This window comes from Desulfosporosinus acidiphilus SJ4 (assembly GCF_000255115.2).
GTDB classification, from domain to species: domain Bacteria; phylum Bacillota; class Desulfitobacteriia; order Desulfitobacteriales; family Desulfitobacteriaceae; genus Desulfosporosinus; species Desulfosporosinus acidiphilus.
In genome coordinates this window covers 478,925-495,394 of the sequence record NC_018068.1, presented here as the reverse complement: position 1 = coordinate 495,394, position 16,470 = coordinate 478,925, and the positions used below count along the sequence as shown (strand labels likewise).

At 45.7% G+C, this 16,470-nt stretch carries 17 protein-coding genes, 1 tRNA gene and 1 other annotated feature; of the genes, 1 reads left to right on the top strand and 17 read right to left on the bottom strand.

Going from position 1 to position 16,470, the window contains the following annotated elements; all coding sequences use genetic code 11:
* Positions 1–77: 77 nt before the first annotated feature.
* The 12 genes from DESACI_RS02365 to sigH all read right to left on the bottom strand — a co-directional run bounded on the left by DESACI_RS02365 (position 78) and on the right by sigH (position 12,021).
* Positions 78–329, bottom strand: a complete 252-nt coding sequence (locus DESACI_RS02365; protein ID WP_041276219.1) for a L7Ae/L30e/S12e/Gadd45 family ribosomal protein — start codon at positions 327–329, stop codon at positions 78–80.
* A gap of 69 nt (positions 330–398) precedes the next feature.
* Positions 399–3,833 carry a DNA-directed RNA polymerase subunit beta' gene (rpoC, locus tag DESACI_RS02360; RefSeq protein WP_014825562.1) on the bottom strand — a complete coding sequence of 1,145 codons (3,435 nt, stop codon included), beginning with the start codon at positions 3,831–3,833 and terminating at the stop codon, positions 399–401.
* A 27-nt stretch (positions 3,834–3,860) separates the two neighbouring features.
* A complete protein-coding gene (rpoB, locus tag DESACI_RS02355; RefSeq protein WP_014825561.1) occupies positions 3,861–7,235 on the bottom strand; it encodes a DNA-directed RNA polymerase subunit beta in 3,375 nt (1,124 codons plus the stop codon).
* Between the two features lie 405 nt (positions 7,236–7,640).
* A complete protein-coding gene (gene rplL, locus DESACI_RS02350; protein WP_014825560.1) occupies positions 7,641–8,024 on the bottom strand; it encodes a 50S ribosomal protein L7/L12 in 384 nt (127 codons plus the stop codon).
* A gap of 47 nt (positions 8,025–8,071) precedes the next feature.
* Complete coding sequence (gene rplJ, locus DESACI_RS02345) at positions 8,072–8,599, bottom strand: 50S ribosomal protein L10 (RefSeq protein ID WP_014825559.1); 528 nt, start codon at positions 8,597–8,599, stop codon at positions 8,072–8,074.
* Between the two features lie 24 nt (positions 8,600–8,623).
* Positions 8,624–8,755: a sequence feature (ribosomal protein L10 leader region), on the bottom strand.
* 39 nt (positions 8,756–8,794) lie between these two features.
* Positions 8,795–9,487, bottom strand: coding sequence for a 50S ribosomal protein L1 (gene rplA, locus DESACI_RS02340; RefSeq protein WP_014825558.1), 693 nt, complete (start codon positions 9,485–9,487; stop codon positions 8,795–8,797).
* 50 nt (positions 9,488–9,537) lie between these two features.
* The gene (gene rplK / locus DESACI_RS02335) at positions 9,538–9,966 is read right to left on the bottom strand and encodes a 50S ribosomal protein L11 (RefSeq protein ID WP_014825557.1); all 429 of its coding nucleotides are present in this window, start codon (positions 9,964–9,966) and stop codon (positions 9,538–9,540) included.
* A gap of 34 nt (positions 9,967–10,000) precedes the next feature.
* Complete coding sequence (gene nusG, locus DESACI_RS02330) at positions 10,001–10,528, bottom strand: transcription termination/antitermination protein NusG (RefSeq protein ID WP_014825556.1); 528 nt, start codon at positions 10,526–10,528, stop codon at positions 10,001–10,003.
* Between the two features lie 42 nt (positions 10,529–10,570).
* Positions 10,571–10,792 (bottom strand): preprotein translocase subunit SecE, encoded by a 222-nt coding sequence (gene secE, locus DESACI_RS02325; RefSeq protein ID WP_014825555.1) that lies wholly within the window; start codon positions 10,790–10,792, stop codon positions 10,571–10,573.
* Positions 10,793–10,877: 85 nt separating this feature from the next.
* A complete protein-coding gene (gene rpmG, locus DESACI_RS02320; protein WP_014825554.1) occupies positions 10,878–11,027 on the bottom strand; it encodes a 50S ribosomal protein L33 in 150 nt (49 codons plus the stop codon).
* Between the two features lie 169 nt (positions 11,028–11,196).
* Positions 11,197–11,272: transfer RNA gene (locus DESACI_RS02315), tRNA-Thr, on the bottom strand.
* A 98-nt stretch (positions 11,273–11,370) separates the two neighbouring features.
* Positions 11,371–12,021: an RNA polymerase sporulation sigma factor SigH gene (sigH, locus tag DESACI_RS02310; RefSeq protein ID WP_014825553.1), complete on the bottom strand. Its 651-nt coding sequence runs from the start codon at positions 12,019–12,021 to the stop codon at positions 11,371–11,373.
* 24 nt (positions 12,022–12,045) lie between these two features.
* Here sigH and DESACI_RS24680 point away from each other — a divergent pair, with 24 nt between their 5' ends.
* Positions 12,046–12,207 (top strand): hypothetical protein, encoded by a 162-nt coding sequence (locus DESACI_RS24680; RefSeq protein ID WP_207643908.1) that lies wholly within the window; start codon positions 12,046–12,048, stop codon positions 12,205–12,207.
* A 103-nt stretch (positions 12,208–12,310) separates the two neighbouring features.
* Here DESACI_RS24680 and rlmB read toward each other — a convergent pair whose 3' ends face one another.
* From rlmB to cysE, 5 genes are all read right to left on the bottom strand, one after another.
* The gene (rlmB, locus tag DESACI_RS02305; protein WP_041276218.1) at positions 12,311–13,051 is read right to left on the bottom strand and encodes a 23S rRNA (guanosine(2251)-2'-O)-methyltransferase RlmB; all 741 of its coding nucleotides are present in this window, start codon (positions 13,049–13,051) and stop codon (positions 12,311–12,313) included.
* A 5-nt stretch (positions 13,052–13,056) separates the two neighbouring features.
* Entirely contained in the window at positions 13,057–13,737 is a 681-nt protein-coding gene (gene thyX / locus DESACI_RS02300; RefSeq protein WP_014825551.1) for an FAD-dependent thymidylate synthase, read from the bottom strand.
* A 204-nt stretch (positions 13,738–13,941) separates the two neighbouring features.
* The gene (locus DESACI_RS02295) at positions 13,942–14,361 is read right to left on the bottom strand and encodes a Mini-ribonuclease 3 (protein ID WP_014825550.1); all 420 of its coding nucleotides are present in this window, start codon (positions 14,359–14,361) and stop codon (positions 13,942–13,944) included.
* 11 nt (positions 14,362–14,372) lie between these two features.
* Positions 14,373–15,806 carry a cysteine--tRNA ligase gene (gene cysS, locus DESACI_RS02290; protein WP_014825549.1) on the bottom strand — a complete coding sequence of 478 codons (1,434 nt, stop codon included), beginning with the start codon at positions 15,804–15,806 and terminating at the stop codon, positions 14,373–14,375.
* Complete coding sequence (gene cysE, locus DESACI_RS02285) at positions 15,757–16,452, bottom strand: serine O-acetyltransferase (RefSeq protein WP_014825548.1); 696 nt, start codon at positions 16,450–16,452, stop codon at positions 15,757–15,759. The genes cysS and cysE overlap by 50 nt, the downstream gene beginning before the upstream one ends.
* Positions 16,453–16,470 lie beyond the last annotated feature (18 nt).

The following is a 16,470-nucleotide window of genomic DNA, read 5'->3' as shown; positions in this document are numbered from 1 at the left end:
CCTTTCTGATCAAATCAATATACAAGGAATTGCTTGCTTCAGCATTTAGCAAGCAATTCCAAAACCAGCACGATACATTAGTCTTCCAAGATCGCCGCCACCGCAGTACCCACTTCAATTCCGCAGGCATTGCCAAGTTCCTTCATGGTTGAGACTTCTATGCGTTCAACATTATGGGTCCTGCACCATTCAAGAATCGGACGTAAAACATGAGCTTCGGCATCTTTTGCTACATAAACACAACGAACCGTACCTTTTTCCAAGGCGCGTTGGGTTTGCTTTAAGCCGACGGTCTTATTTCTAGCTTGTTTAAAGGTTTCATCAAGCAGCAATATGCTTTCCTCCCTTAGTCACACACTATAGTAGTTTAGCATTTGCATTCAAACGTGTCAATAATTTCAAACCGGATTTGCATCGAAGGTTTTGATATTTCGATAGCGAGCCATGCCCGTTCCTGCAGGAATAAGCTTACCGATGATAACATTCTCTTTGAGACCTAAGAGGGGGTCCACTTTTCCTTTGATCGCTGCTTCGGTAAGGACTCGGGTTGTTTCTTGGAACGAAGCAGCAGACAGGAAGGAATCTGTGGCCAACGAGGCTTTGGTTATCCCCAGCAATACTGCGTGAGCGACAGCCGGTTCTCCTCCATTGGCAATTGCTTTGGCGTTCTCGTCCTGAAAATCAAAAATATCAATGAGACCGCCCGGCAGCAGGCTTGTGTCACCGGCATCATCAATTTTAACCTTGCGCAGCATCTGGCGAACCATAACCTCAATATGCTTATCGTTAATATCAACGCCCTGCAGGCGGTACACACGCTGAACCTCGCCTACGAGATAAACCTGAACCCCGCGCTGGCCTTTAACCTTCAGCATATCATGCGGATTAATACTTCCTTCTGTAAGTTCATCCCCTGCCTCAACCATCTGACCGTCTTTCACACTGAGACGAGACCCGTAAGGTATGGTATAGGTGATATGCTCATCGGAGTCAGTGGTGATCTCCACCTCTCGGCGTCCCTTAACTTCACTGATGGAAACTTTCCCTTTGACTTCTGATATAATCGCTTGCCCTTTAGGTTTACGGGCTTCGAACAATTCTTCGACCCGCGGAAGACCTTGTGTTATATCGTCTCCGGCTACACCGCCAGTATGGAATGTCCGCATCGTCAGCTGCGTACCTGGCTCACCGATGGATTGTGCTGCGATAATCCCCACAGCTTCACCCATTTCTACAGGCCGGCCGGTAGCCAAATTACGTCCATAACACTTTTTGCAAACTCCATAACGTGATGTACAGGCAAGAACAGATCGGATAACCACGGAATCAAACACAGCTGCAATCTCTTTTGCTTGTTCTTCCGTCATTTCCTTTTCCGGAGTAGCAAGAAGTTTTCCTGTTGTAGGATGATATAAATCTTCCAGAACAAAACGTCCTACCAGTCGTTCTTCCAAGGACTCGATGATTTCCGGGCCATCCTTGATATCTTCTACGATAATACCCGCGGATGTTCCACAGTCCTCTTCACGCACAATAACGTCTTGAGAAACATCGACTAAACGTCGGGTCAAATACCCTGAGTCAGCCGTTCTTAGAGCTGTATCAGCCAAACCTTTCCGGGCACCGTGGGAGGAGATGAAGTATTCCAAAACCGTCAGTCCCTCACGGAAATTAGCCTTAATCGGCAATTCAATAGTACGTCCGGACGGATCAGCCATAAGTCCCCGCATTCCGGCCAACTGACGGAGCTGTTGAATATTACCCCGTGCTCCCGAAGTTGCCATCATATAGACAGGATTGAACTGATTTAAGCTTTCCATCAAGGCATCGGTGACTGTCTTGGTGGCTTTAGCCCAAGTGTCGATAACTAAATTATAACGCTCTTCATCGGTAATTAAACCTCGGCGATACTGCAATTCTGTTTTAGCAACGGCCTGGTCAGCATTGGAGAGAATTTCTGTCTTCGCTTCGGGAACGGTGATGTCAGTCAAACCAACAGTCATCCCTGCACGTGTTGAGAATTTAAATCCTTGACTTTTCAGTCCATCAAGCAGCGAGGCGGTAGCTTCATATCCGGCAATACGATAAGTCTTAGCTACAATCTCACCGAGACCCTTTTTGCCGACAACCTCATTGAAATAGCCGATCTCTTTAGGTATTACAGAATTGAAGATCAAGCGACCGACTGTCGTCTCCAAAAGCCCATCGTCACGCCGAACTTTTATCTTCGCTTGTAAATGGACCTCACCTGTATCATAAGCTAAAACAGCTTCATTGAAATCTTTGAATATTTTACCTTCGCCGAAAGCCCCTGGTCGCTCCATCGTTAAGTAGTAGGAGCCTAAGACCATGTCTTGGGTAGGAGTTTGCACGGGACGGCCGTCCTTAGGATTCAGGATATTATGGGAGGCCAGCATCAACAAACGAGCTTCGGCTTGAGCTTCTGCCGACAAAGGAACGTGTACAGCCATTTGGTCCCCGTCAAAGTCAGCGTTATACGCCGTGCAGACGAGGGGATGAATCTGTAACGCACGGCCTTCAACCAAGATTGGTTCAAAAGCCTGGATTCCTAAACGGTGAAGGGTTGGAGCACGGTTTAACAGTACAGGATGATCGGTAATGACTTCCTCTAAAACATCCCAGACTTCAGGGCGTACGCGCTCAACCATTCGTTTAGCGCTTTTAATATTATGAGCGTGCCCTTCGTTTACGAGCTTTTTCATCACAAAGGGTTTAAAGAGTTCAAGAGCCATTTCCTTAGGAAGGCCGCATTGATGCAATTTAAGGTTTGGTCCGACAACAATAACGGAACGTCCCGAATAGTCTACGCGTTTTCCTAAAAGGTTTTGACGGAAACGTCCTTGTTTTCCTTTCAGCATGTCGCTTAGAGATTTCAGCGGGCGGTTCCCCGGTCCTGTTACCGGACGACCTCGACGGCCGTTGTCAATTAAGGCGTCAACAGCTTCTTGGAGCATCCGTTTCTCATTGCGCACAATAATATCAGGAGCTCCTAAATCTAAAAGTCGCTTTAAGCGATTATTGCGATTAATAACCCGTCGATATAGGTCGTTAAGATCAGAAGTTGCAAACCTGCCGCCGTCTAATTGAACCATAGGCCTCAGTTCAGGCGGGATAACCGGCACAACATCCATAATCATCCATTCCGGGCGATTTCCTGATTGCTTAAAGGCCTCGACTACTTCTAAACGACGAATAGCACGGATTTTCCGTTGCCCGGAAACTTCTTTCAGTTCGCCGCGCAGCTCGTCATTAAGTTTATCCAGATCCATTTCTGTGAGCAGGAGTTTAACTGCCTCAGCACCCATACTGGCCTGGAAACGATCTCCATACTTGTCTTTGTATTCACGATATTCTGTTTCCGTTAGAAGTTGCTTTTTCATCAGAGAAGTATCTCCGGGGTCTGTCACAATATAGGAAACAAAATAGAGGACCTTTTCCAGAGCACGGGGGGACATATCTAAAAGCAGACCCATCCTGCTGGGAATTCCTTTGAAATACCATATATGGGAAACTGGAGCGGCCAGGACAATATGTCCCATCCGCTCACGGCGCACCTTCGATCGAGTGACTTCAACTCCGCAGCGATCGCAAACAATACCCTTGTAACGTACCCGTTTATATTTTCCGCAGTGGCATTCCCAATCTCTGGTCGGGCCAAAGATCTTTTCACAAAACAATCCTTCCCGTTCCGGCTTTAAGGTCCGATAGTTAATGGTTTCAGGCTTCTTAACTTCTCCAAAGGACCAGTCACGAATCATATCCGGCGAAGCTAAGCCGATACGCATACGGTCGAAATTATTGACGTCTAGCAATCCTTATCGCTCCTTTCGTCCGGGGGACTATTTGAGATCGTCAAGATCCAAATCCTCTTCTTCAAGGACTTCTTCATTCAGATCATCAAGAGGGTCTTCTTCATCCACGGCTTCTTCTTCATCCTCATCTTCGGTTTCAACGAGACGGGGGCCGGTCGGCGCAATTTCCTCATGCAGATCAATACCAAGTTCTTTAGCCGTTTCCGCGATATCCTCATCCGTATCATGAATCTCAATTTCCTGATCATCAGAGGAAAGAACTCGTACATCTAATCCTAAACTCTGCATTTCTTTAATTAATACTTTAAAGGATTCAGGAATTCCCGGTTCAGGGATATTCTCACCTTTAACAATAGCTTCATAAGTCTTAACACGCCCGACAACATCGTCTGATTTGACAGTCAGGATTTCTTGGAGAGTATAGGATGCTCCATAGGCTTCCAGGGCCCAAACTTCCATCTCTCCAAAACGCTGCCCGCCGAACTGTGCCTTTCCACCTAAGGGTTGTTGAGTTACTAAGGAATACGGTCCGGTGGAACGAGCATGGATTTTGTCGTCAACCAAATGGTGGAGCTTCAGCACATACATATAGCCCACTGTAATCTTACTGTCAAAAGGAACTCCCGTACGCCCGTCATAGAGCATCGTCTTGCCGTCTTTAGGAAGTCCGGCCTTTTCCAAGGTTTCGAAAATATCTTCCTCACGTGCACCGTCAAAAACAGGAGTAGCAATGCGCAGACCCAGAGCTTTAGCAGCCCAGCCCAAATGTGTTTCCAGAACTTGCCCGATATTCATCCGTGAAGGAACACCCAGAGGATTCAAAACTACCTCGATTGGTGTACCATCCGGCATGAAGGGCATATCCTCCTGACGCATAATTCGGGAAATAACCCCTTTGTTTCCGTGCCGTCCTGCAACCTTATCACCCACGGAAATCTTACGTTTCTGAGCAATATACACCCGAACAAGTTGATTAACACCCGGTGACAGCTCATCTCCGTTTTCCCGGGTAAAGACTTTGACATCAACGATCTTCCCTGCTTCTCCATGGGGAACCCGCAAAGAAGTATCCCGAACCTCACGGGCCTTCTCGCCGAAAATTGCGCGCAGCAATCGTTCTTCTGCCGTCAGTTCCGTTTCCCCTTTCGGGGTTACTTTACCAACCAGGATATCCCCAGGGCGAACTTCTGCCCCGATGCGGATAATACCGCGCTCATCGAGATCCTTCAGGACATCTTCTCCGACATTGGGAATATCTCGAGTGATTTCTTCCGGTCCAAGTTTCGTATCCCGAGCATCGGATTCATATTCCTCAATATGAATGGATGTATAATAATCTTCCCGCACAAGCTTTTCATTAATCAGAATAGCATCTTCATAGTTATAACCTTCCCAAGTCATGAAGGCTACTAAGACATTTCGTCCCAAAGCAAGTTCGCCGTGGTCGGTAGATGGCCCGTCAGCAATAATCTGATTAGCCTCGACTTTATCACCCTTCTTGACAATAGGGCGCTGATTAATACAAGTTCCTTGGTTAGAGCGCAGATATTTGAGCAGCTTGTGACGTTCCGTAGTTCCGTCGTCGTGGAGAACTACAATGTCATCCGCAGTTGCCCGCTGCACAACCCCTGCTTGTTTTGTGATAGCACAAACTCCTGAATCTTTAGCCGTTTTGTACTCCATGCCCGTTCCCACATACGGAGAATCCGTACGTAATAGCGGAACTGCTTGACGCTGCATGTTTGAACCCATAAGTGCACGGTTTGCGTCATCATGCTCCAAGAAGGGAATCAGTGCCGTGGCTATCGAGACCATTTGTTTTGGCGATACGTCCATATAGTCCACTTGATTTGGCGATACATGCACGAAATCAGGGCCATGCCGCCCATCGATTTTATCTAAAAGGAAGTTTCCGTCTTCATCAAGAGGTGCATTCGCCTGGGCAACAACGTATTTTTCCTCTTCATCAGCCGTTAGATAATGGATTTCATCGAGAACACGGCCGTTCTCTTTATCCACTTTGCGATAGGGCGCTTCAATAAATCCATAAGGATTAATACGCCCAAAAGTACTTAATGAGCCAATTAAGCCGATGTTCGGCCCTTCAGGAGTCTCTACAGGACACATACGACCATAGTGGGAGTGGTGAACGTCACGAACCTCAAACCCTGCCCGTTCACGGCTTAATCCCCCAGGTCCCAAAGCGCTTAAACGCCGTTTATGCGTCAACTCTGCCAGAGGATTGGTCTGATCCATGAACTGTGACAATTGGCTGCTGCCAAAAAACTCCTTGATGGCTGCCACAACAGGACGAATGTTTATTAAAACCTGAGGCGTAATGACTTCAACATCCTGAATAGTCATCCGTTCACGAACGACGCGTTCCATTCTGGATAAGCCGATGCGAAATTGATTCTGGAGCAATTCTCCCACGGAACGCAAACGACGATTTCCTAAATGGTCAATGTCGTCTTTATACCCTTCCCCATCCATGAGGTCAAGCATGCGCTGAATGCTCGCCACGATATCCCCGCGAGTCAGATGACGGACTTCCATGGGTATATCCAGGCCTAATTTCTTATTGAGCTTATAACGGCCAACCTTCGCCAGATCATACCGCTTGGCATCAAAAAAGAGAGCTTCCAGCAGAGATCGGGCACTATCCACAGTAGGAGGTTCTCCCGGTCTCAATCGCTTATAGATTTCAACCAAAGCTTCTTCCGTAGACTCAGAGTTGTCTCTTTCCAGGGTCGCACGAATATATTCATTGTCATTAAACAGTTCTAAAATCTGACCGTTGCTGGAATACCCCAAAGCCCGAATCAGCACGGTTCCGGGCAGTTTGCGAGTCCGGTCAACCCTCACAAAAATATTATCATTAATATCCGATTCAAATTCTAGCCAGGCTCCACGGTTTGGTATCACCGTAGCCCCATAAAGTTTCTTACCACTCGGATCAATCTGTTCCGCATAGTATACGCCAGGCGAACGAACAAGCTGACTGACAATGACACGTTCAGCACCGTTGATAATAAAGGTACCCTTGTCTGTCATCAGAGGAAAATCACCCATAAAGACTTCTTGTTCTTTAACTTCACCGGTTTCTTTGTTGATAAGGCGTACTTTTACCCGCAGTGGAGCGGCAAAAGTCACATCGCGTTCTTTACACTCCTCAACCTGGTACTTTGGTTCTCCTAAGCTGTAATCGATAAATTCTAAAACGAGATTGCCGGTAAAGTCTTGAATGGGAGAGATATCGCGAAACATATCGCGCAGCCCCTCATCAAGAAACCAACGATAGGAGTTCTGCTGGATTTCAATTAGATTTGGCATGTCAAGGACTTCACGGATTCTGGAATAACTCCAGCGCTCCCGAACCCCTACCTTAACAGGATAGAACATTAACGCTTCACCCCTCAGTGCGCATTTCTCTCATTGAGGTCTAATATATTGACATAGACAGCCAAAAGCAAGGCCTTTTAATAAAACCTCGCTTAAACTATCTATGGTATTCCGCATCATCGTGACAATTCCAAACTACTTATCTCCTTATTATCCAATGCTTTCAAATTATGCCATAGCATGGAAGAATCAAGCAAATACCTTAATCTATGTATGGTAACATTTATAAATTATACCAAATCCATTATTCGGTGTCAAGAAAATCTTCAGGGAAGCGAATAATAAATAATGAAGATATGGCACTAATTATGGAAATGTCAGTTATATAACTGAAAATCATATTTATTTTAGTATAATAAAGAAGGCGCTCTCTTCTTAGAGAGCACCTTCTTATCATTCTCTAAACTATTTCACGTCGACAGTTGCGCCGGCTTCAGTCAATTTAGTTTTAATGGATTCAGCCTCATCCTTAGAGACTTTTTCTTTAACAGGCTTCGGAGCATTATCTACGAGATCTTTAGCTTCTTTCAGACCTAAGCCGGTTACTTCGCGGACAACTTTGATAACATTAATTTTGGAAGCGCCGCAATTGGTGAGAATAACGTCAAATTCAGTTTTCTCTTCAGCTGCTTCAGCACCACCGGCAGCTGCAGCTGCGCCAGGAGCTGCGACAGCCACAGGAGCAGCTGCACTGACACCAAATTCGGTTTCAAAAGCTTTGACGAGTTCAGAGAGTTCGAGGACAGTTAACCCTTTAACTGCTTCGAGAATTTCATTTACTTTAGACATTGTTTATTTCCTCCTTAAATTACACACATTTTAGATTTCAATAATTATTATTGAGCTTCTTTGAGCTTACGCACTTCTTCGAGAGCATAACCCATTTTGCGAATAGGTCCTTGAAGAACATTGGCCATACCAGCCAGAGGCGCTTGCATACCGCGCAGAACCATGGCCAGCAATACTTCTCGTGATGGCAGATCAGCAAGTTCTTTAACGCCTTCAGGTCCAATGACTTTGCCTTCTAAAACTCCGGCCTTAATGGCAAAGTTTTTAAGTTTATTTGCTTTGGCAAAATCCATTAAAATTTTAGCAGGAGCAACAGGATCTTTACTAAAAGCCAGGGCTGTAGGACCTTCTAAGTATGTCTCAAGGCCTTCAACTCCTACTTCTTGAGCAGCTCGGCGTACCAGAGTATTTTTGAGAACCTTATACTCTACACCGGCTTGACGAAGCTGAGTACGTAATTTAGTTACTTCAGCCACAGTCAGCCCGCGATAATCCGCCAAAACAACCCCTGTAGATTGTTGAAACTTTTCTTTAATCTCTGCGACAACCTGACTTTTTTCTTCGATATTGGGCATTTTGTGTACCTCCTTCCTATAGGGCAACTCAGCAAAAAACCTCCGCAGCTGCAGAGGTTAAGAATGCCAAGTAATATCAATCGGCACGTATTCCAACCTCGGCAGGAAATTAAGCACTAAGGCGCCTGCTTTCTACAGCGGATATTATATTCCTGATAAGTTTACCCTCATTGTAGGCTACTGTCAAGACAACTTTTAAAGAGCCTTTGCGGGGTTGATGCTTACGCCGGGTCCCATAGTCGAGCTCACTGTAATACTGCGGATGTACTGACCTTTGGCAGCGGCAGGTTTTGCTTTTTGAATGGTTTCCCCTAAAGTGCGGTAGTTCTCGAACAGTTGCTCAGCACTGAAAGAAGCTTTGCCTATAGGAGCGTGGATAATTCCAGCTTTTTCAGCACGATACTCAATCTTACCAGCTTTGATTTCTCTGATTGCACGAGTTACGTCCGGAGTTACGGTACCGGTCTTGGGGTTTGGCATTAAGCCTTTAGGTCCGAGTACCCGACCTAATTTACCGACCATTCCCATCATATCCGGAGTCGCCACGACAACATCAAATCCAAACCAACCTTGCTCAATCTTCGCGATCATGTCTTCGGCACCAACAAAATCAGCACCTGCTGCCTCAGCTTCCTTAGCCTTGTCACCCTTAGCAAAAACCAAAACAGAACGGGTTTTACCTGTTCCATGCGGGAGCACAATAGCACCACGAATTTGTTGGTCCGCATGACGAGTGTCAATTCCTAACTTGAAAGCAACTTCGATAGTTTCATCAAATTTTGCTTTGGCATTAGCCTTTACGATCGCGAATGCTTCAAGGGGTTCGTAATATCCTGTGCGATCAAAGGCTTTTACGGCCTCTTGATATCTTTTTCCAACCTTAGCCATTCTTTTTACCTCCTGTGGTTATGCGGGCCAAGCCCTCCCACAATTAATTGTTAACCTTCAACAACATCGATACCCATACTTCTGGCAGTACCTTCAACCATCCGCATAGCAGCTTCAACGCTTGCAGCATTCAGATCCTTCATCTTAATGTCCGCAATTTCGCGCACTTTTGATTTTGTAATCGTAGCAACCTTCTTACGATTTGGTTCAGAGGAACCCGAATTAATATTGGTCATCTTTTTGAGCAAAACAGATGCCGGCGGCGTTTTGGTTATAAAGGTAAAGGAACGATCTTCATAAACCGTAATTTCCACCGGAATAATGAGCCCAGCTTGATCCTTAGTACGCTCATTGTACTCTTTGCAGAAGGCCATAATATTGACACCATGTTGACCGAGAGCCGGACCAACCGGAGGTGCCGGTGTAGCTTTGCCTGCAGTGATTGCTAATTTAACGAGACCAATTACTTTCTTCGCCATTGTTTAACACCTCCTTGATAGAGTAATTCCTATTTTAGTCGAGTTTTTGTACCTGTCCGAAATCTAATTCCACAGGCGTCTCTCTTCCAAACATCGATACTTCCACACGCAGCTTGCCTTTATCCGGCAGTATTTCGCGAACTACGCCAACAAAGTCTTTAAACGGTCCGGCAATAACCTGGACAGTTTGATTAACCTCGAAATCAATTTTAGCCCGCAGATCATCCATTCCCATTTGTTGGAGAATCTGAATGACCTCCTGGTCAAGGAGCGGTATCGGCTTTGTTCCTGTCCCGACGAAGCCTGTAACTCCTGGTGTGTTGCGAACAACATACCAAGAATCATCCGTCATTTCCATTTCAACAAGAACATATCCCGGATAAACCTTGCGCTTTGTCACCTTTTCTTTCCCATTCTTGAACTCAACTTCATCTTCCATAGGAACAAGAACGCGAAAGATTTTCTCCTCCATATTCATGGATTCAACGCGCTTTTCGAGATTCATCTTGACTTTATTTTCGTAACCCGAGTACGTGTGAATAACAAACCAGTCTTTCGCCATTTCTCAGGGACCTCCTCAGACACTGCCGCGGAAACTTGCAGTTTAGGGCACTAGCTTGGTTAAGGCAATACTTAAACCGCCGTCCACAACCCACATGAGAATAGAAACAATCCCCACCGCAACAAAAACAACGCCCGTATAGGCCAATAATTGTTTGCGGCTCGGCCAGTGAACTTTTTTTAATTCGCTCAGAACTCCGCGGAAATACTCTTTGGTCTTATCTGCTTGTTTCTGAGTATTGGCTGGTTTTTTCAACGCGCCCATCACTTCACATCCTTAAACGACATAGGTGTCCTCGACATTGTGACAACGCTTCCAGGCGTACAGTTTAAAACGTCACAAAAAAAAATTACTTGGTTTCTTTATGGAGAGTATGGCTTTTGCAGAACTTACAATACTTTTGGACTTCCAAACGATCAGGATTATTTTTCTTATTTTTCATCGTAGCATAGTTACGGTGCTTGCAATCCGTACACGCTAAAATAATGCCAACACGCATTCACGAACACCTCCCAGACAAACAGTAAATCCCTGCATTTATTCCATTACTCAAGTACTTTATCACAAGTTGATTTCTCTGTCAAGAAAACGACGAGTGTGTCTAAAGAAAACTCGGCTAGCGACGAAATAAAAAAGACAGCAGTGCTGCCTTTAAGCTTCAAAATAAATGGAGCCAACGATGGGACTCGAACCCGCAACCTGCTGATTACAAATCAGCTGCTCTACCAATTGAGCTACGTTGGCATTTTGGTTATCAGAGTTTCCTCTGATTGACACTTTTATAAGTTAACATCTTTTGTCGAGAAATGCAAGTATTTATTTCACCAGGAATCTATGTAAAATTATCCATCCCGGCGTTCGAGATAGCGTTCAAGTTTCCTCTTCACTCTCTGTAACGCGTTATCGATTGATTTCACATGTCTTTTTAAATCAACAGCAATTTCCTGGTAAGATTTCCCTTCTAAATAAGACATCAGCACCTTCCATTCTAAGGAACTGAGGATCTCACCCATCTTCTCTTCAATGTCGTCAAATTCCTCACGGCTGATAATCAGTTCTTCCGGATCCGTAATACGAGTCCCTGAGATAACATCAAGAAGCGTCCGGTCGGAATCTTCGTCATATATCGGCTTATTGAGAGAGACATAGGAGTTTAGTGGAATGTGTTTCTGCCTTGTAGCTGTCTTAATGGCAGTGATAATCTGGCGGGTTATACATAACTCCGCAAATGCCCTGAACGATGAGAGTTTATCGCCGCGAAAGTCTCTTATGGCCTTATAGAGTCCAATCATTCCTTCTTGAATAATATCTTCGCGATCCGCTCCTATGAGAAAATAGGAACGAGCCTTTGCCCTAACGAAGTTCTTATATTTGTTGATCAGATACTCTAGTGCAGCAGCGTCGCCTTCCTTGGCAAGCTCAACCATCTCTTCATCTACGATAATGTCGATGATTTCGCACTCTGGTAGTTCTGGTTGGGCTTGAAAAGTCAAGTTGATCCCCCCTACAATGTCGTCATGAAGAAGACGCAATCTCGCCTAGCCCTTGTCCACGGGAACATTCTCATTATACCCGACCCTGAAGAAGAGCGTCAAGGCGAAGTTTTTGTTGTTCTGTCGCATGGGCCGGATTTGAGACACGATATTGGATGTTCGGAGTCAAATATTATAAGACAGTGACTTTATCCATTAGAAGTATCATAACCAGTGATGTCCAATCTTTCAAGTCTAATTTTTACATTCTTCAAATAAGTTGCTGTCATTCAGCTTTAGCCGAACGAGTTCACTTAGAATATCTTCGTTGCCTGAGAACCTCATAAAGCACGAGAGAGCCTGCAACGCTGGCGTTTAGGGACGTAACCTTACCATTCATAGGCAAACTGACAAGCTCATCACAATTCTCCCTCAGCAAGCGGCTGATCCCCCTGCCTTCACTGCCAATGACAATAACACGCGGGCCTGTGAGATCCGCCGAAAAAACATCCTGCCCCCCGGCTTCCGCACCAGACACCCAACATCCCTTCTTCTTCAATTCCTTAATCGTTTGGACCAAGTTGCTTACACGAGCCACCAGAACATGTTCAACCGCGCCGGCCGAAGTCTTAGCAACCGTTCCGGTTAACGAAACGCTGCGGCGTTTTGGGATGATCACCCCATGGGCCCCGACGGCATCAACCGTTCTTAGCAATGCCCCTAAATTGTGTGGGTCTTCAATTTCATCCAACATTAAGATAAATGGATCTTCCCGTCGTTGTTCCGCTAAAGCAAGTATATCCTCTACTTCAGCGTACTCTGTGGCGGCAACATAAGCCAAAATACCCTGGTGGCGCTCCCGCTGCGCTTGCCGGTCGAGAACCTCTCGTGTCACAAACTGATAGGGAATATTCCGTTCTTCCAAATGAGAGATGATTTCTTGATTTCTTAGATTTTTATTTTCCGAGAGCAAAAGAACTTTATTTACAGGTTTTCCGCTCTTCAGCAGCTCAATGACCGGATTTTTGCCATAAACGATTTCATCGTTCATATTATTCACGTCTTCTTTCCTTTGAGGGTTTGTAATCTTCCGCAGCTATAGGCGCCTTGATGACATACTCCCAATGTCACACAGGTTGGTCCTGCTTCACTGAATAGATTGGGAGCCACCTCACGTACTAAGTCCAGCATCCTCTCAGCTAAACCGCGAATCTCCCATTGAGCCCTCAAACAAGTACGGTGCTCAAAAAAGTTTAATAGAGAACGTGCGTTAAAGGTAGCCATCAGGGAGGTAGTGCAGGCATTAGGCAGAACGAAGCGAGCATCCTCTGCAGGCACCATAGACTGCAAGGCCTGGTATTCTTCTTGAAGGTAGGCCATAGCCTTCTCAAAACGCTCCATAGCCTCAGGTTTTCGTTGAACGCTGGGCGGTATGACATAATCGAAGCCATTTTCTTTTACATAGCGTTGCGAGCGTTGAGAGTAACTGGCAATTCTATGCCGCACTAATTGATGAGACAAGGCCCGGGACACTCCATCTATAGAAAACTGAAAACTCACATGTTCAAAGGGCGAAAGATGCCCCATATCACGCAGCTTACGAACAAAGTTGGCCACTTTCTCATCATCTAATCGTTCTAGAAGTTCCGGCACAGGATCTGCAGAATAGCACAAACGAGCAGCAGCAGCCACCACCTTTTCAGGATCTGGCGTATATTGAATTAGATCTACTCTCATTTCGACAGCCTCTTTCTTCTCTATTCATCCAATCATGAGACTCCCGCTTCTTAAGCGGGAGTGGTTCCCGTTCTCTGCTTCGGTGGGGGTAGAGTCTATCCATCAGCGCGATAGCATTTGTTATTGGCTAGGCGCTTTCTGCGAAACTGTCCACAGGACACTTTCGTCACCGAAGCCCCGATGTTCAGCTTTAGCTGTACGGGTTCACTCCTCCAGAAGGTTTTCCATTGAAGACTCTTCTGTTGGGCCTTCGCCCATAATTTCATCCACTCGGCTAAAGGCCCATTGCATACGCTGAACTTGTCCCGTTAGCTGCCAGTATCCAACTAAACTTTCGAAGGCCGTTGCATGGCGATATGTAACCACGTCAACATTTTTGGGATAACCTCCCTTGGCATTGCGTCCGCGCAAAACCACCTGATGCTCTACCTCGTCAAGTTCCGGCAGCAAAGCTTGTAAAACCCGTGCCTGGGTCCCCGCACGAACGTAACTAATGGCTTGTTTATGAAGGTCCTTAACTTTTTCATACCCTGACTCCAGCAAATGGGTTCGGACCCAAAGCTCGTAAACGGCATCCCCTAAATACGCCAGGGTTAAGGGGTTCATTTCTTGCCAACTGCGCATAAAGTCACCTTTCAAGCTTTAATTTTCCAACTCGCACCTTGGGGAGTATCTTCAATAACAATTCCCTCAGCCTTAAAGGCATCTCGAATAAAATCCGACATCTCCCAATCTTTCTTCTGCCGTGCTTTCGAACGAATCTTAAGAACGAGTTCCATTACCTTAGAGAGCATTTCCTCATTTTCCACCTGAACCTGTGCAGGATGCAGAAGATCAAATCCCAACACTTCCCCCAACTCGATGAGAGTTTTTTGAGCCGTTGCCAGTGCTTGCGAAGAAACGGGGTGTTCTTGAACATACCCATTCATCGTCTTGGCCAGTTCAAAAAGGGCCGCGTAGGCTAAAGCAGAATTAAAATCATCATCCATTGCCTTCTCAAAAGCTTCCCGCGCTTCTTGAGCAGCCTTTTTCAATCCTTCTTCGATCCTTTCATTCCTAACGGAGCCGGTTCTCTCCAAGGCCTGCTGAGCTAACCGAACACTCGTTTGTAAGCGTTCAAGCCCTTTTTGAGCCATGCCCAAATTCTCATCGTTAAAATCCAGCGGGCTTCGGTAATGTGTTCCCAGCAAGTAAAATCGAATGACTTCTCCGGAATTTTTAGCCAACAATTCCCGGGTAGTAAAGAAATTCCCCAAGGACTTAGACATCTTTTCCTGATTGATGGTCAGAAAGGCATTATGCATCCAATAATGAGCGAAGGTTTGTCCATTTAAATAACCTTCCGTTTGAGCAATCTCATTTTCATGATGGGGGAAAACCAAATCTCCTCCCCCGCCGTGAATATCAAAGCCCGCCCCTAAATATTTCAAAGACATGGCGGTGCATTCAATATGCCACCCGGGACGTCCCAAACCCCAAGGACTTTCCCAAGACGGTTCACCTGGTTTAGCCTTTTTCCAAAGAGCAAAATCCATGGGATGATGCTTTCGCTCATCCACCTCAATCCTTGCCCCAGCCTTCATATCTTCTAAGGTTCTGCCGGAGAGCTTCCCGTAGTTAGGAAAATGATCTACAGCAAAGTACACATCTCCATCGACGTCATAGGCGAGCCCCGTTTCAATCAATCCTTGGATAATCTCGATCATTTCAGGTATATGTTCAGTAGCCTTGGGATGAACCGTAGCCGGCAGAATGTTAAGAGCTTTAGCATCCTTGAAATATTCATCAATATACTTTTGAGCTAAGGCCAAAGGGTCCATTCCCTCAACATGACCACGTTGAATTATTTTGTCATCCACATCCGTAAAGTTTTGCACGTAGCGTACATCATACCCCTTATACATGAAGTAGCGCCGTATCATGTCAAAAACAACAAACATTCGAGCATTCCCGGCATGGAAGAAATTATAGGTTGTCGGTCCGCAGACATACATGGCAACCTTCCCGCTCTCTCGGGACTTAAACTCCTCTTTTTGTCGGGTCATGGTGTTGAATAATCTCAAAGACATTGCATCGACTCTCCTCTTCTTTTAAGCGTTGTTCCAGGTATTCTACCCTCTGCATTAAGCATCTCAGCATTTCATTGACCGGATCAGGCAGATCGTCATGCCGTAAATCGGGATCTTTAATAGGAACCCCACGATGAAGCACAATCCTGCCCGGTATACCCACGACCGTTGTGTCACTGGGAACGGATTTATTAACCACAGAACCCGCTCCTATTTTAACATTATCTCCAACTTTGAATGAACCTAAAATCTTGGCACCGGCCCCAATAACAACATTATCGCCAATGGTCGGATGCCGTTTACCTTTTTCTTTTCCGGTCCCCCCTAAGGTAACACCTTGATATAAAGTAACGTTGTCGCCAACTTCCGCAGTTTCACCGATGACTACACCGCTGCCATGGTCAATAAAAAAGCCTTGTCCAATTTTAGCCCCCGGATGAATCTCAATTCCTGTCAGAAACCTTGATAATTGGGAAATCATTCTCGGCAGGATCACAAATTTACGTTGATATAACCAATGGGCTAACCGATGAAAAAGTACTGCGTGAAAACCCGGATAGCAAACGATGACCTCCAGAATACTCTTAGCTGCAGGATCTCGTTCAAAAATAACGCGAATATCGCGTCTGATTTGGCCAAATATCATCGCCGGTAGACACCTCTT

Bases quoted from the DNA above. Each gene is read 5' to 3' on its own strand.
- rlmB (WP_041276218.1), bottom strand. From the start codon at position 13,051: ATGAACGATGAAATCGTTTATGGCAAAAATCCGGTCATTGAGCTGCTG.
- secE (WP_014825555.1), bottom strand. From the start codon at position 10,792: ATGGGCGCGTTGAAAAAACCAGCCAATACTCAGAAACAAGCAGATAAG.
- rplL (WP_014825560.1), bottom strand. From the start codon at position 8,024: ATGTCTAAAGTAAATGAAATTCTCGAAGCAGTTAAAGGGTTAACTGTC.
- DESACI_RS02295 (WP_014825550.1), bottom strand. From the start codon at position 14,361: ATGCGCAGTTGGCAAGAAATGAACCCCTTAACCCTGGCGTATTTAGGG.
- rpmG (WP_014825554.1), bottom strand. From the start codon at position 11,027: ATGCGTGTTGGCATTATTTTAGCGTGTACGGATTGCAAGCACCGTAAC.
- cysS (WP_014825549.1), bottom strand. From the start codon at position 15,806: ATGTCTTTGAGATTATTCAACACCATGACCCGACAAAAAGAGGAGTTT.
- rplJ (WP_014825559.1), bottom strand. From the start codon at position 8,599: ATGCCCAATATCGAAGAAAAAAGTCAGGTTGTCGCAGAGATTAAAGAA.
- thyX (WP_014825551.1), bottom strand. From the start codon at position 13,737: ATGAGAGTAGATCTAATTCAATATACGCCAGATCCTGAAAAGGTGGTG.
- rplA (WP_014825558.1), bottom strand. From the start codon at position 9,487: ATGGCTAAGGTTGGAAAAAGATATCAAGAGGCCGTAAAAGCCTTTGAT.
- rplK (WP_014825557.1), bottom strand. From the start codon at position 9,966: ATGGCGAAGAAAGTAATTGGTCTCGTTAAATTAGCAATCACTGCAGGC.
- nusG (WP_014825556.1), bottom strand. From the start codon at position 10,528: ATGGCGAAAGACTGGTTTGTTATTCACACGTACTCGGGTTACGAAAAT.
- DESACI_RS24680 (WP_207643908.1), top strand. From the start codon at position 12,046: ATGAAGAAGACGCAATCTCGCCTAGCCCTTGTCCACGGGAACATTCTC.
- rpoB (WP_014825561.1), bottom strand. From the start codon at position 7,235: ATGTTCTATCCTGTTAAGGTAGGGGTTCGGGAGCGCTGGAGTTATTCC.
- cysE (WP_014825548.1), bottom strand. From the start codon at position 16,452: ATGATATTTGGCCAAATCAGACGCGATATTCGCGTTATTTTTGAACGA.